At 38.0% G+C, this 14,580-nt stretch carries 15 protein-coding genes; 13 read left to right on the top strand and 2 right to left on the bottom strand.

The window, feature by feature from the left end; genetic code table 11:
• Window positions 1-386: 386 nt before the first annotated feature.
• Window positions 387-1,289 carry an aldo/keto reductase gene (locus PLANO_RS09360; RefSeq protein ID WP_038704194.1) on the bottom strand — a complete coding sequence of 301 codons (903 nt, stop codon included), beginning with the start codon at window positions 1,287-1,289 and terminating at the stop codon, window positions 387-389.
• Between the two features lie 81 nt (window positions 1,290-1,370).
• Between PLANO_RS09360 and PLANO_RS09355 the strand changes: the two genes are divergently transcribed.
• The 7 genes from PLANO_RS09355 to PLANO_RS09325 all read left to right on the top strand — a co-directional run bounded on the left by PLANO_RS09355 (window position 1,371) and on the right by PLANO_RS09325 (window position 8,036).
• Window positions 1,371-1,922, top strand: coding sequence for an NUDIX hydrolase (locus PLANO_RS09355; RefSeq protein WP_038704193.1), 552 nt, complete (start codon window positions 1,371-1,373; stop codon window positions 1,920-1,922).
• Between the two features lie 104 nt (window positions 1,923-2,026).
• Window positions 2,027-2,488, top strand: coding sequence for a ferric iron uptake transcriptional regulator (gene fur / locus PLANO_RS09350; RefSeq protein WP_008430965.1), 462 nt, complete (start codon window positions 2,027-2,029; stop codon window positions 2,486-2,488).
• Window positions 2,489-2,582: 94 nt separating this feature from the next.
• Complete coding sequence (gene xerD / locus PLANO_RS09345; RefSeq protein WP_038704192.1) at window positions 2,583-3,485, top strand: site-specific tyrosine recombinase XerD; 903 nt, start codon at window positions 2,583-2,585, stop codon at window positions 3,483-3,485.
• 67 nt (window positions 3,486-3,552) lie between these two features.
• The gene (gene deoB, locus PLANO_RS09340; RefSeq protein WP_038704191.1) at window positions 3,553-4,740 is read left to right on the top strand and encodes a phosphopentomutase; all 1,188 of its coding nucleotides are present in this window, start codon (window positions 3,553-3,555) and stop codon (window positions 4,738-4,740) included.
• Between the two features lie 59 nt (window positions 4,741-4,799).
• Window positions 4,800-6,104 (top strand): pyrimidine-nucleoside phosphorylase, encoded by a 1,305-nt coding sequence (locus tag PLANO_RS09335; protein ID WP_038704190.1) that lies wholly within the window; start codon window positions 4,800-4,802, stop codon window positions 6,102-6,104.
• A gap of 69 nt (window positions 6,105-6,173) precedes the next feature.
• Window positions 6,174-7,496: a diaminopimelate decarboxylase gene (gene lysA, locus PLANO_RS09330; RefSeq protein WP_038704189.1), complete on the top strand. Its 1,323-nt coding sequence runs from the start codon at window positions 6,174-6,176 to the stop codon at window positions 7,494-7,496.
• Between the two features lie 180 nt (window positions 7,497-7,676).
• Window positions 7,677-8,036, top strand: a complete 360-nt coding sequence (locus PLANO_RS09325) for a GNAT family N-acetyltransferase (RefSeq protein WP_038704188.1) — start codon at window positions 7,677-7,679, stop codon at window positions 8,034-8,036.
• Window positions 8,037-8,042: 6 nt separating this feature from the next.
• Here PLANO_RS09325 and PLANO_RS09320 read toward each other — a convergent pair whose 3' ends face one another.
• Complete coding sequence (locus tag PLANO_RS09320; protein ID WP_038704187.1) at window positions 8,043-8,543, bottom strand: DUF309 domain-containing protein; 501 nt, start codon at window positions 8,541-8,543, stop codon at window positions 8,043-8,045.
• 83 nt (window positions 8,544-8,626) lie between these two features.
• On the opposite strand from PLANO_RS09320, the gene PLANO_RS09315 reads away from it, so the two are divergent.
• The 6 genes from PLANO_RS09315 to ccsB all read left to right on the top strand — a co-directional run bounded on the left by PLANO_RS09315 (window position 8,627) and on the right by ccsB (window position 14,449).
• Entirely contained in the window at window positions 8,627-9,400 is a 774-nt protein-coding gene (locus tag PLANO_RS09315; RefSeq protein WP_038704186.1) for a segregation/condensation protein A, read from the top strand.
• Window positions 9,378-9,968 carry an SMC-Scp complex subunit ScpB gene (gene scpB, locus PLANO_RS09310; RefSeq protein ID WP_038704185.1) on the top strand — a complete coding sequence of 197 codons (591 nt, stop codon included), beginning with the start codon at window positions 9,378-9,380 and terminating at the stop codon, window positions 9,966-9,968. The genes PLANO_RS09315 and scpB overlap by 23 nt, the downstream gene beginning before the upstream one ends.
• 235 nt (window positions 9,969-10,203) lie before the next feature.
• Window positions 10,204-10,935 carry a pseudouridine synthase gene (locus PLANO_RS09305; RefSeq protein WP_038704184.1) on the top strand — a complete coding sequence of 244 codons (732 nt, stop codon included), beginning with the start codon at window positions 10,204-10,206 and terminating at the stop codon, window positions 10,933-10,935.
• Window positions 10,936-11,035: 100 nt separating this feature from the next.
• The gene (gene resA, locus PLANO_RS09300; protein WP_038704183.1) at window positions 11,036-11,596 is read left to right on the top strand and encodes a thiol-disulfide oxidoreductase ResA; all 561 of its coding nucleotides are present in this window, start codon (window positions 11,036-11,038) and stop codon (window positions 11,594-11,596) included.
• A 13-nt stretch (window positions 11,597-11,609) separates the two neighbouring features.
• Complete coding sequence (locus PLANO_RS09295) at window positions 11,610-13,268, top strand: cytochrome c biogenesis ResB family protein (RefSeq protein WP_038704182.1); 1,659 nt, start codon at window positions 11,610-11,612, stop codon at window positions 13,266-13,268.
• Window positions 13,265-14,449, top strand: coding sequence for a c-type cytochrome biogenesis protein CcsB (ccsB, locus tag PLANO_RS09290; protein WP_038704181.1), 1,185 nt, complete (start codon window positions 13,265-13,267; stop codon window positions 14,447-14,449). The genes PLANO_RS09295 and ccsB overlap by 4 nt, the downstream gene beginning before the upstream one ends.
• The last annotated feature ends 131 nt before the right edge of the window (window positions 14,450-14,580 follow it).

Here is a 14,580-nt window from a genome sequence, read left to right as displayed (position 1 = left end):
AAGAAACTTTGCGACTTGCATTGACTTGTGTAAAAATGCCTACAGTTTCACTTCCTTATTTTATTTTTTAACTTAAAAGTGATTCTATCTATTCATAATAACAAATAAAAATAAAAAAACAACTTATTTTTCCATATTTTTAGAAAATTTAGTATTCTTTTTCTCGGGAGCTTATAAAGACTATAGTAACTACGAGTTTTTTGAGTATTATTAATGCATATTAATAGAAGCTCTCGAGTTAATTTAATTGAGGTTAAAGACAATAAAAATAGGCATAGAAGCTCTCGTGTTTATAAGAGTTCAGTGCCTATTTTTTAAATAAGATTTTTAAGGTTACAAAATAAACGATTGATGACTATATTTATTGATCTACAGACGACAAACGCTTAATCTCTATGTTCTTTGTAAACCTCTTGACGTGTAACAGCTTTTGCTTGCTTTACTTGTTCTTGTGAGATGTTAGTTTCATATGCTTTGATAGTCGATTTGATTTGTTCTGGAGAGCTAGCGCCTGTTACAACCGATCCGATTGCTTGATGTTGCAAGATACTATGCAAAGACAATGCGTGAAGATTGCTGTGAATGTTCATAAGCTTTTGCAAAGTGTCTTTTAGGTTTTCTGACTCGTAAGATAAATATCCATCAATTTTATTTGCTCGTTCAAGACCTTCGGCAGTTAAAAGACCTTTTGCTAAAGTACCGCGCGTCACTACAGAGCCTCCTGATTGTTGAATAGTATCAAGCCATTCCTCAGGACGACGATCTAATAAGCTGTATTGCATCATAATAGACGTCAGATCGCTTTCGGAAAGAAAACGATTAATAACATTTGGACGAATAGAAGAGATGCCGTATTCACGAATTAATCCTTCTTTTTTCAATTCTTCAAATGCCTCGATTGTTTCAAAGGCATTATCAGTAATCATGCCACCGTGTAATTGATACAAGTCGATATAATCAGTTTGCAATCGCTTCAAACTTTCGTGAATTTGTTTTTTTATATAATCTTTACTTGGATTCCACTGGACCTCATCAGAGTTGTTGCTCCATTGATTTCCTACTTTTGTGGCGAGAACGATATTATTTCGGTGATGCTTTAGTGTTTTGCCGACAATTTCTTCGTTTTCTCCTCTGTCGTATAAATCGGCCGTGTCAAAATAATTAATGCCTTGAGCAATTGCTTCATCAACAATTCGTCCTGCATCTTTCTCATCAGTAGGTAGTGACATGCAGCCAAAGCCGATTTCACTAACCTCAAGCCCACTTGTACCTAATTGTCTTTTCTTCATCTTTTTCCACCTCATTTAGTCTGTCGTTACTAGTATGGTATACTTTTTGTCAGAGATACCACAAACGAAAAGAGGGTCCAGATGAAGAAGTTTGAAGAAAAAACAATCCATTCCAATCGAATATATGAAGGGAAAGTCATTAATTTGAAAGTTGATGACGTATCACTTCCGAATGGCCACACATCAAAACGCGAATTAGTAGAGCATCCAGGCGCGGTTGCGATTATTGCAATTACTCCAGATAGAAAAATCATTTTTGTAGAGCAATATCGTAAAGCGTTGGAACGCTCATTAGTAGAAATTCCGGCCGGTAAACTAGAGCCGGGTGAAGCGCCAGAAACAACAGCGATGCGTGAATTAGAAGAAGAAACGGGCTATACAGCTGAAAAACTAATCAAACTACAGACTTTTGCGACATCTCCAGGATTTGCAGACGAAGTCATTCACTTGTTCGTAGCTGAAGGTTTGAGTAAAGCCACAAATGGTGCGGTGTTAGATGATGATGAGTTTGTTGAATTAATGGAAGTCACAATTGAAGAAGCGGAAAAAATGGTCGCTGACGAACGAATTTATGATGCTAAAACGGCTTTCGCTGTATTATGGGCGAAGCAACATTTATCAATTGAGAATTGAAACTATTATTACTTTATAACGATTATTATTAAAGAGTGAATAGTATTGTTGTAATTGAGAACTCCCTTTTGATATAATAAAGGCAGTTTGAGGGAGGGCGTCGCATGGAAACTAGAATCGACCGCATAAAAAAACAATTACACGCTGCGAGTTACAAATTGACGCCACAGCGTGAAGCGACAGTTCGAGTTTTGTTAGACCATGAAGAAGATCATTTAAGTGCAGAAGACGTCTATCTTTTAGTTAAAGACATTGCACCGGAAATCGGATTGGCAACAGTATACAGGACATTAGAACTTTTAACTGAATTGAAAATTGTAGACAAAATAAATTTCGGTGATGGTGTGTCGCGTTATGATTTGCGTCAAGAAGGTGCAGCACATTTCCATCATCATCTTGTTTGTTTAGAATGTGGAGCTGTAGATGAAATACAAGAGGATCTTTTAGAAGATGTGGAGAACATAGTAGAGAAACGTTGGAATTTCCAAATTAAAGACCACCGTCTTACTTTCCATGGCATCTGCTGGCGCTGCAATGACAGCAATTCTCAAAATCCATCAGAATAATCGATGCCAAAAGGACGGCCCTACCGGTCGTCCTTTTATTGTGGGAAAAAGAGAGTGCAAAAGGGATTATGTGAAAAGTGAAGGAGGCAGACGTATGAATTTTGGCAAAGATGCACTAGACGATTATATTCATTTTCTGCGTGTCGAAAGACAGCTTGCTGAAAATACATTAACGTCTTATGAACGAGACTTAAAAGTTTATTTACAATATTTAAAAGAAGTTGAACAAATAGAGTCTTTAAAAAAGGTAGAACGCGTCCATATTTTAAATCATTTACGCCATTTAAAGGAAACAACAAAAACGTCACGAACAATAGCGCGTCATATATCTTCCATCCGATCTTTTCATCAATTTATGATTCGTGAACGTATTGTCGAAACTGATCCAACAGTTCATTTAGAAATGCCTCAAATGGATAAGAAGTTGCCAAATATTTTATCTATAGAGGAGGTAGACGCATTAATACAAGCGCCTGCTACCAATAAAGCAAACGGATTGCGTGATCAAGCGATGCTAGAATTATTATACGCCAGTGGGATGCGTATTAGTGAATGCATTAATCTGGATATAGAAGATGTTCATTTAACAATGGGCTTTGTACGTTGCACAGGAAAAGGTGGTAAAGAGCGCATTATTCCTTTAGGAAATTCCGCTCTAAGATCTTGCCAAGCGTACCTTGAAAAAGGACGGATCGATTTATTGAAAAGTGGTGAAAAGACAGACGCGTTGTTCATCAATCAACGAGGAAAACGCTTAACTCGCCAAGGGTTTTGGAAACTTTTAAAGCAACATGCTCAAAAAGCGGGTATACAGAAAGAATTGACACCACATACTTTGCGTCATTCTTTTGCTACGCATCTATTAGAAAATGGAGCAGATATTCGTGCCGTTCAAGAAATGCTTGGCCATGCAGATATATCTACAACGCAAATTTACACACATGTTAGTAAAACCCGATTGAAAGATGTTTATTCTCAATTTCATCCACGTGCTTAAAATAGGTCTGACTTCCGACAATGTTAGATTATGTGGTAAACTAAAAGCAAAATAAGGAGGAATACTTATGACGACCAACCCATTTAAACGTATACATTTAGTTGTACTAGACTCTGTAGGTATTGGAGAAGCACCAGACGCTGAAGATTATGGCGATAAAGGGTCAGATACACTTGGACATATTGCAGAAACAGTAGGCGGGCTAAAAATGCCGAATATGGAGAATTTAGGCCTTGGCAACATCGTGCCTGTGAAAGGGCTTGCAAAAATAGATTCACCGGCTGCATATTATGGCAAGTTACAAGAAGCTTCAGTAGGAAAAGACACTATGACTGGACATTGGGAGATTATGGGCTTGAACATTGACACCCCATTTAAAGTTTATCCAAACGGTTTCCCAGAAGAATTAATAAAGCAACTTGAAGAAAAAACTGGTCGTAAAGTAATCGGCAATAAACCAGCGAGTGGGACTGAAATTCTTGACGAACTTGGTCAACAGCATATGGATACAGGTGCAATTATTGTTTATACATCTGCAGATCCGGTTTTACAAATCGCAGCTCACGAAGAAATTGTTCCTTTAGAAGAATTGTATCGTATTTGTGAAATTGCTCGTGAATTAACATTAGAACCTGAATATTTAGTAGGGCGTATTATTGCACGTCCATTTCTTGGAGAGCCTGGAGCGTTTAAGCGGACTTCAAATCGACATGACTATGCACTAGCGCCATTTGATCGTACAGTTATGAACGAATTAAAAGACGGTGGAAAAGACGTTATTGCTATCGGGAAAATAGATGATATTTATAACGGTGCAGGCGTCACAAAAGCTATTCGTACAAAAGACAATATGGATGGAATGGATAAACTTGTTAAAGTTGTTGAAGAAGATTTTAATGGATTAAGCTTTTTGAACTTAGTAGATTTTGATGCACTTTATGGTCATAGAAGAAATCCTCAAGGATATGGAGATGCCTTAGAAGCATTTGATGCTCGACTTCCAGAAGTATTGGAGAAAATGCAGCAAGATGATTTGTTAATCATTACTGCTGATCACGGTAACGATCCGACATTCCCAGGGACAGACCATACACGTGAATATGTGCCGCTTTTAGCATATTCACCACGTTTCAATGGAGGAAAAGAATTAGAAACAGGTAAAACTTTTGCTGATATCGGTGCTACTATTGCTGAAAACTTCTCAGTAGAAATGCCTAAATTCGGCAAAAGCTTTCTATCTCGCATTAATCAATAAACAATAGATGAAATGTAGATAATCTGTTCGAAAATCAAATCAAGAAGGCGGTAATATGCATGAGAATGGTAGATGTAATTGAAAAGAAAAGAGATGGCAATGAGTTAACGACAGAAGAAATTAAATTCGTTATCACAGGATATACAAAGGGCGATATTGCTGATTACCAAATGAGTGCTTTCCTCATGGCGGTATATTTTCAAAACATGACAGAGCGTGAACGTGCAGATTTAACAATGGCGATGGCAGAGTCGGGCGACCAAATCGACTTGTCAGCAATCGAAGGCATTAAAGTAGACAAACATTCTACCGGTGGCGTGGGCGACACGACTACTTTAGTGTTAGGTCCTTTAGTTGCTGCATGCGGTGTTCCCGTTGCAAAAATGAGTGGGCGCGGACTTGGGCATACGGGTGGAACGATAGACAAATTAGAGGCAATCGAAGGTTTCCATGTTGAACTTTCAACAGAAGATTTCATCAAACAAGTAAATGATCATAAGTTAGCGGTAATAGGTCAAAGTGGCAACTTAACTCCGGCGGATAAAAAAATGTATGCACTGCGTGATGTGACAGGAACGGTTAATAGCATTCCATTAATTGCAAGCTCGATTATGAGTAAAAAAATTGCGGCAGGAGCAGATGCAATCGTTTTAGATGTTAAAACGGGCGAAGGTGCATTTATGAAAACGCCTGAAGACGCTAAAGAACTAGCACATGCTATGGTCGGCATCGGCAATGCAACAGGTAGAAAAACGATGGCGATTATTTCCGACATGAGCCAACCTCTTGGGTTTGCTATTGGAAACGCATTAGAAGTTAAAGAAGCGATTGAAACTTTACAAGGTAATGGTCCAGAAGATTTAACAGAATTGTGCATGGTTCTTGGTAGCCAGATGGTTGTTGTTGGTGGAAAAGCAGAAACACTTGAAGAAGCACGAACGATGTTAGAAAACGTAATTGAAAATGGACAAGCTTTAAAAATGTTCAAACAATTCATTAAAGACCAAGGTGGAAATCCAGCTGTAGTAGATGATGTCACATTATTGCCACAAGCTAAATTTGTAACAGAGGTTCCTTCAAAAGAAGAAGGATATATTTCATTTATGGAAGCGGATGAAATTGGAACAGCTGCAATGGTACTTGGTGCAGGACGTGCAACAAAAGAGTCGGAAATCGATTTAGCTGTTGGAATCGTTCTTCGTAAAAAAGTGGGAGACTTCGTAAAAGAGGGTGAGTCAATCGCAACCATCTACTCGAATACAGAAGAGCTCGCAGAATGTTCTAAAATGATATATAATAGTATTGAATATACAAGTAAACCGGTTGAGAAAATCAAACTAATTTCAGCTTTGATAACCGATTAACAAAAAATCTTGCTGGGTAATTGCTCAGCAAGATTTTTCTTATAAAGCGAATATCAGGAGGGGCTTTAATTGCATTTATACGGCACACAAACAATTAATGACCAAGGTCATTTAACAATCGGTGGAACTGATTCAGTAGAGTTGACAAAAGAATATGGTACTCCTCTTTATGTATACGATATTCAATTATTTCGTGATCGTGCTAAAGCTTTTCAAGAAACTTTTGAAAAAGCAGGAATAGGTTATCAAGTTGCCTATGCAAGTAAAGCTTTTTCAACAATTGCCATCTACCAAGTAGCAGCTGAAGAAAAGTTGTCGCTAGATGTGGTATCAGCAGGAGAACTATATACAGCTGTCAAAGCAGGATTTCCGGTTGAAAAAATTCATTTCCACGGCAACAACAAAAGTCTAGAAGAATTAAAGATGGCTTTTGAAGTGGGGGTTGGCTGTATTGTGGTCGATAATTTCCATGAAATTGACTTATTGAAGAAACTTTCTGAGCAATTGCAGCAATCAATGAATATCTTATTACGTGTAACTCCTGGTATTGAAGCTCATACACATGACTATATAACAACTGGTCAAGAAGATTCAAAGTTCGGTTTTGATTTGAAAAATGGACAAGCAGATCGTGCATTTGAACAAACGTTTAACCATGAATATTTGAATTTATTAGGTCTTCATTGCCATATTGGTTCGCAAATTTTTGATACGGGTGCATTTCAACTAGCATCTGAAAAGCTAATGCAAAAAATGGCGAGTTGGAAAAATCAATTCGATTATACGTGTCCTGTATTAAATCTTGGTGGAGGGTTTGGAATTCGCTATACAGAAGAAGATACGCCCCTTGAGCCTGCAGTTTATGTGGAACAAATGATCGAGACAGTAAAACAAACAGCCGATGCTTCTGGCTACCCGATTCCTGAAATTTGGATTGAACCAGGTCGCTCGTTGATCGGTGACGCAGGGACAACACTTTATACGATCGGTTCGACAAAAGAAGTTCCAAACACTAGGAAGTACGCGGCAGTAGATGGCGGAATGTCTGACAATATCCGACCTGCCCTATATGGCGCAAAATATAGTTCGGTCATTGCCAATAATGCAATGGCACCTTTAACAGAGCAATACACGATCGCGGGGAAATGCTGTGAGTCTGGTGACAAATTAATCGAGCAAGCGGAGTTGCCAGCTGTAACAGCGGGAGATATTTTAGCTGTATTTTGCACGGGTGCATATGGCTATTCGATGGCCAGCAATTATAACCGTATTGCCAGACCAGCCGTTGTTTTTGTAGAAAATGGTGAATCTCAGCTTGTTGTCAAACGTGAAACAAATGATGATTTGGTTAAACAAGACTTACCATATACACGAAAGCCTGTTCAAGAATGAGGAAAAGTAATGTCATTTTACTGTTATTTATCTTAGCGATGGCTATTGGGTGGGGAATTGTTTACTGGCTCTTCTTTGCAGAAAATGTTGTTGGCGGCTAAAAAAGGCTCTCTTGAGTTCTCAAGAGATTTATAGTAGTATGATGAAAGTTGCTTTAAGACGAAAATGAGGGATTTAATTATGTTATTCAGATATAAGAAATCATTCGAAAAAATTGCTATGGGGCTAATGTCTTTCATGCCGAAAGAACGAGAGCTGAAAAAACTTCAGCAGACCATGCATATTTATGAAGAAAATCCGGATTGGCAATTGTTCCTTTGGAAAAAAGAAGATGATTTTGTTGGCTTATTGGGCGTCAAAGTCGAAGAAGAGTCTTATACAATTCACCATATTTCTGTAAACCCATCACATCGGGGAGAAGGAATCGGTCATGAAATGATCGGGAAAATACAGAATATGATGCAAGATCGAGAAATGCTTTCAACAGATGAAACTGAAGCGTTTCTAAAAAAATGTCCAGTAAAAAAAGGCGACCTTTAATTTAGATTAAAGGTTTCGCCTTTTTTTTTGTTCACGCAAACTAATGATAGCAGATCGATCGCGAAGTCTATGTTTGTGCATAAGAAAATATGGGTCTTGTGGAGGTAAAGGGTTATCAGAGCAGTACATTTCAACTGCTTTTAATAACTCATCAGAAACAACCGGCACTTCTTGTACGACAAAAGGCTGTCGTTGTGTAACAGCTTTGATCGAATAAGTTAAAATGCCTATTAGCTTTTCATGATCAAACCCCTCAACCCAAACGCCTCCTTCAGATAACTTTACTTTAGCTCGAATAAATGAGCGTAAAGCACCTGGATAATTGCTTCTTCGCCAATGGTACATACCAACCGCTAATTGAATCCAGCCGGTAAGGGGATGCATTTTATCTTTCGGTGCAACTAGCTTCCAGTAGTCTTCGCCGACTTCATGGCATTCGAAAAAATCTTTTTCTAAATTAAAATTTACGATGTACTGAATAAACAGTGGATGTTGAAGTGGATGCATTTTGATCCCCTTTCTACTATAATAAAGAATAATTGCCCATTAATCGGGATAGATGAGTATTTTAACAGTCAGGTGGTATAAACATGTCTTACGAAGTGAAAGTAGAGGCGTTTGAAGGTCCTCTTGATTTATTATTGCATTTAATCCACCGTTTGGAAATTGATATTTACGATATTCCTGTTTCCCAGATTACTACACAGTATATGGAACACATACGCGCGATGCAAGTTCTGGAGTTAAACGAGGCGAGTGAATACCTTGTTATGGCTGCAACTTTACTTGCGATAAAAAGTAAAACGCTCTTGCCAGTTCATGAAGGAGAATTGGATGAAGTTGAATATGAATTTGACGAGCAAGACCCAAGGGAAGATTTAGTGTCTCGACTCGTAGAGTACCGAAAATTCAAAGATGCTTCAGAAAATTTAAAAGAACTTGAAAGCAATCGTTCCATAATTTATACGAAAGCACCTATGGATTTATCGGATATTCAATTAGCATTACCTGATAATCAGCTAGACTTAGAAGTAAATGCTTATGATATGTTAGGAGCTTTTCAAAAAATGCTTCGTCGCAAACAATTAAAAGCGCCTTTATCTGCGCGAATTGCTAGACAAGAAATTTCAATAAAGCAACAAATGACTTCCATAGTAGATCAGCTAAAGTTGTCAAAAGGCAGAACATCTTTTAGTGAATTATTTCCTTCAGATGATAAGTCTGTACTTGTTGTTTCATTTTTATCGATTTTAGAATTGATGAAAAGACAAGTTGTAGCAGTAGAACAGCAAAAGAATTTTACTGATTTGATGGTAGAACTCAGAAAGGACAAGTGGGAATATGAAGACGAATCTTTCGAGTAAAATAGAAGCTTTACTTTTTGTGGCTGGAGACGATGGTCTAACTTTAAAGCAACTTCAATTTTTAACAGAAGTAAGCCACGAAGAATTACAAGTAGGAATCAATGAGTTAGATGAAAGATACCGTTCGTCAGTAAGCGGCATAGCATTAAAAGAATTGGCAGGGGTTTTTCAATTAGTTACTAAACAGGAAGTTGCTGAAACAATTCAAAAACTAGTCGAAAATCCAACCGTTCAATCTTTGTCACAAGCTTCGTTAGAAGTATTAGCGATAATTGCTTATAAACAACCAATTACACGAATAGAAGTTGAAGACTTACGTGGAGTGAAAAGTGAAAAAGCGCTTCAAACATTAACTGCAAAAGGTTTAGTTCAAGAAGCGGGTCGTGTTGAAGGAACAGGGCGTGCCATTTTGTATGCTACAACAAAAGAGTTTTTAAATTATCTTGGTTTAAAAAACCTTGAAGAACTTCCGCCATTACCAGAAGAAACAGCAAGTGATTTGGATGAAGATACCGACCTTTTTATGACGAATTTTCAACAAACCTTTAAAGAAGAAGTGAAAGTATAAAATTATCAAGGAGACTGAGAACTTGACAGTCTCTTTTTCTTTTGAGCTTAGTGCTTCCGCTTTTAAGGAAAATGTGACATAATTCCGAGAGGAACGAACGGCATATCAAGTTATTGTAATATATTTGCAGTACTCGGCTAAGTAAGATAAAACATGTTTTATCGACCTAGTTGCAGCATCTGAAGACTCAGGGGCGTACGCTTTTCGAAAAAATACTAATGAGGTGAACTTATTTATGGAAAGATTACAGAAAGTACTTGCACATGCAGGCGTAGCATCAAGACGTAAATCAGAACAATTGATTTTGGACGGTAAAGTAAGAGTAAATGGGAAAACGATAAAAGAGTTAGGCGTAAAAGTATCAAACTCCGATAAAATCGAAGTTGAAGGCGTTCAGCTTGAAAAAGAGCAGAAAGTCTATCATTTATTATATAAACCACGTGGCGTTATTTCTGCCGTATCTGATGATAAAAACAGAAAAGTTGTTACAGACTTTTTCGAAGGAATTGAAAAAAGGATCTACCCAGTTGGTCGATTAGATTATGATACATCTGGATTATTAATCATGACAAACGATGGGGAATTTGCCAATATGCTAACTCACCCGAAATTTGAAATTGATAAAACCTACGTTGCTCGTTTAAAAGGAATTCCTGAAAAAGATGATTTGAGAAAATTAGAGCGTGGGCTAAAGCTTGAAGATGGCATGACGGCACCTGCTAAAGTGAAACTGTTGTCTGGCGATAAAAAGACAGGAAAAGCAATTGTTCAAATTACTATTCATGAAGGTAGAAACCGTCAAGTTCGTAGAATGTTTGAGGCAATTGGTTATCCAGTCCAAAAATTGAGCCGTGAACAATTTGCTTTCTTAACATTGCATGGCTTAAATGCGGGCGAATCACGTGAACTATCTGCTCATGAAGTTAAATTATTGCGCGTGTTAGCTGAAACAGGCAAACGCGTCTAAATTTCTAACGTTCACAAACCCTTCAAAACTCCTGATTTGTGACGGTTTGAACTTTGTTATAATTAGGTTTACGTAATACACCTCGAAGGGGGGAACAAGTATGGAAGAAAAATCAAACCAAAAAAAGAATAACAAAAAGCGAAAAAGAGCTATGATGCGAACAATCATTTTAGCGATTTTGATAGCTGCGATTGGTTATACCATTTATAACAGTGCTACAGCAGAAGATGTTACTGTGCTGAAAGTTGGTGACAAAGCACCTAACTTTACATTAGTAGATCTTGAAGGAAATGATCATAAACTGTCAGATTATGAAGGTCAAGGCGTCTTTTTGAATTTCTGGGGTACATGGTGTAAACCTTGTGCAAAAGAAATGCCGGCGATGGATAGGCAATATGAGGTCTTTTCAAATGAAGGAGTTCAAGTACTCGCGGTAAACATTGCTCAATCAGATTTTGAAGTCCAATCTTTTGCTGATCAATACGGCTTGTCTTTTCCAGTAGTGATTGATAAAACAAAAAGTGTGATGACGGCTTATAATATAAGGCCGTTGCCAACGACAGTGCTTGTGAACCCAGAGGGGAATATACAACGCATCATTACAGGCGAAATGACAGAACAGGATATTGAGGGCTTTATGGAAGAAATCAAACCTGACTAAGGAGATTTTTTGGATGGAAAAATTGCAATGTCAATGCGGTCATACAAATCCGCCGGGTACGAAACTATGTGAATCGTGCGGTCGATCTTTGACTGAACAAGATCAAAACAGCAAACTGGTCGATATGCGCTACGAAGGAACAGCAAGACGCTCACAAACTTATAATAAATCGATTATCGATAAAATTTGGAATTTTTTCTCGAGTGTTAAAGTCGGTGTTAGTATTATTGTGGTATTGCTAGTAGCTGCAGCAATTGGGACAATTTTGCCACAACAAGCATTTGTTCCTGCTAATACAGAAGCAACGATTAAAGACTATTACGCGGATACGTATGGCGTAGTCGGACAAATCTATCACACACTTGGTTTTCATGATTTGTACAGCTCATCTTGGTTTATTATATTGGTTGGAATGCTAGCCATTTCGTTAATTATTGCTAGCTTAGACCGTTTTGTTCCTCTTTATAAATCATTAAAAAACCAACGTGTGTTACGTCATCCAAGCTTTATGAACAAGCAGCGAATTTACGCTGAAGGACCTGGAGCAGAAGATACGCTAACTAAAGCAGAAGAAAAATTAACCGAATTGAAATATAAAGTCCGCACAGATAAAAATGGCTTATTAGCTGAAAAAGGCCGTTACTCTAGATGGGGTCCTTATGTTAATCACATCGGACTGATCATATTTTTATTTGGGGTTATGCTGCGCATGATGCCAGGATTTTATATTGATGAAAGTCTTTGGATTCGTGAAGGAGAAACACGAGCTATTCCTGAAGTGCCGGGTTATTACTTGGAAAACAAAAACTTCGAACTAGAAAATTATTCAGGTGAAGGCGGAGAAGAAATCTTCGGTGAAGCACTGGATCGTGTCGGCACTGTTGCAAAAAATTACCAAACGGACATTGTTTTGTACAAAAAGAAAGAAGATGCATTGCCTGGAGCAGTTGATGGACAGGAAGTGGTAAAAGAGTATCCGATTCGCGTAAACCAACCGTTAAAATTTGATGGGTACGCTATTTATCAAATGGACTTCCGTCTAGACGAGCTTAAAGCGATGACTTTCTCATTTATTAACAAAGAAACAGAAGAATCTTTTGGTGAACTGACTATTGATTTGATTGATCCGAAAAAAGATTATGAACTTGATGATGGAGCTTCTGTTAAATTGATTGGTTATTACCCGGATTTTTCAGGGTTTGAAAATGGTGAACCACAAACGGCTACACCATTACCGAACAACCCAGGCTTTTTAGTGAAATTGTTTACTCCGGATACACCAGAAGGAGAAACAAGCTTTATCACGATTAAAAATACGGTTGAGCCTTTAGGTGACAATGACTATAAATTAGCTTTCCAAAGCGTTGAAACACGAGATGTTTCTGGGTTAACAGTTCGTAAAGACAGGACTTTACCGATTCTTGGACTTGGCGGTTTAATCTTTATGATTGGTGTAGCTCAAGGGATGTATTTTAATCACCGTAGATTCTGGATTCAGCATAAAACTGACGGGACCATTTTACTAGCAGGTCACACAAACAAAAACTGGTTTGGCTTGAAAAAAGATTTAGACCAAGTTGTTGAGTATGCATCATTGCCCGCTTACACAGATCAGCAAGATGAAATCGATAAACAAGAGAAAGTGGAAAAGGAAGGTGAAGTATTGTCATGACGTTAGCTGAAATAAGTTCAAGTTTATTATACGTAGCCTTTGTCGCTTATCTTATCGCAACGTTTGTTTTTGGTGGTGCGGTCAAGGGAAACAAAGAAGGAACCTTTAGATCAGAGTCACGATGGGGTCTGGTTGCAATCACCATTACCCTTATCGGCTTCGCTGCCAATCTTGGTTATTTCTTCACGAGATGGGGAGCAACAGGTCATGCACCACTTAGTAATATGTTCGAATTTACAACAGCATTTGGAATGACTTTAGTTGGCGGATTTATCATTTTATACTTCTTGTATAAAACGCCTGTATTGGGCATGATTGTTTTGCCGGTCGCATTATTAATCATTGCATTTGCGAGCATGTTCCCGAGTGAAGTGAGCCCACTTATTCCAGCTCTTCAAACAAACTGGTTAGCGATTCACGTTAGCACAGTAGTTATTGCAGAAGGAATTTTGGCAATTAGCGCAGCTGCGGGATTGATTTATTTATTAAAAGTTGTAGATTTAACAAAAAAATCGAAGCAACGTATGGGCTTAGAAGCCATTATGTATTCACTTGTGCTAGTTCTCGGGTTTGTTATAGCTAGTAGTTTCTTTTCGTTAACAGGTTATGAAGCGGAATTTACTTACGTTGATAAAGAAGCTAAAGATGCTGCTGTGACGTACACAATGCCGCCAATCTTCGGCATGAATGAATATGTTGCATTAACGGATGATGCTATGACACCGCTTGTTGAAATGCCTGCAATTGTACACGCAGGAAAATTGACAACTGTTGTATGGTCAATTTTGATTGGTACAATTCTTTATTGGTTGATTCGTTTAGTTTCCAGAAAACGGATAGCGGCGATTTTAAAACCATTTGTTAAAAATGTTAACTTGCAATTAATGGATGAAATTGGTTATCGTGCCGTAATCATTGGATTTCCTATATTTACATTAGGTGCATTAATTTTCGCTATGATTTGGGCACAAATTGCTTGGTCTCGTTTCTGGGGCTGGGACCCGAAAGAAGTATGGGCATTGATCACATGGTTATTCTACGCTGCTTACTTGCATTTGCGTTTAGGCAAAGGGTGGCAAGGTGAGAAATCTGCCTGGCTGGCTGTTCTTGGTTTTGTAATCATCATGTTTAACTTGGTTGCTGTAAACTTAATAATCGCCGGGTTGCATTCTTACGCATAACAAGCAGGCCTTTTCCGGTAACGGAAAGGGCCTTTTATTTTGATTAGGACTATCGAGTTCTTTTACACTTTTCTTTATTTTTGCAAAAGTTATCGGTACAATGAGACATAACAGTAGAAAGTTGGAGGGAT

Origin of the sequence: Planococcus sp. PAMC 21323, from assembly GCF_000785555.1 — a bacterium.
In the GTDB taxonomy this organism is placed as follows: domain Bacteria; phylum Bacillota; class Bacilli; order Bacillales_A; family Planococcaceae; genus Planococcus.
The sequence above is the reverse complement of the archived record's forward strand: the minus strand, read 5'-3'. Positions and strand labels throughout refer to the sequence as shown.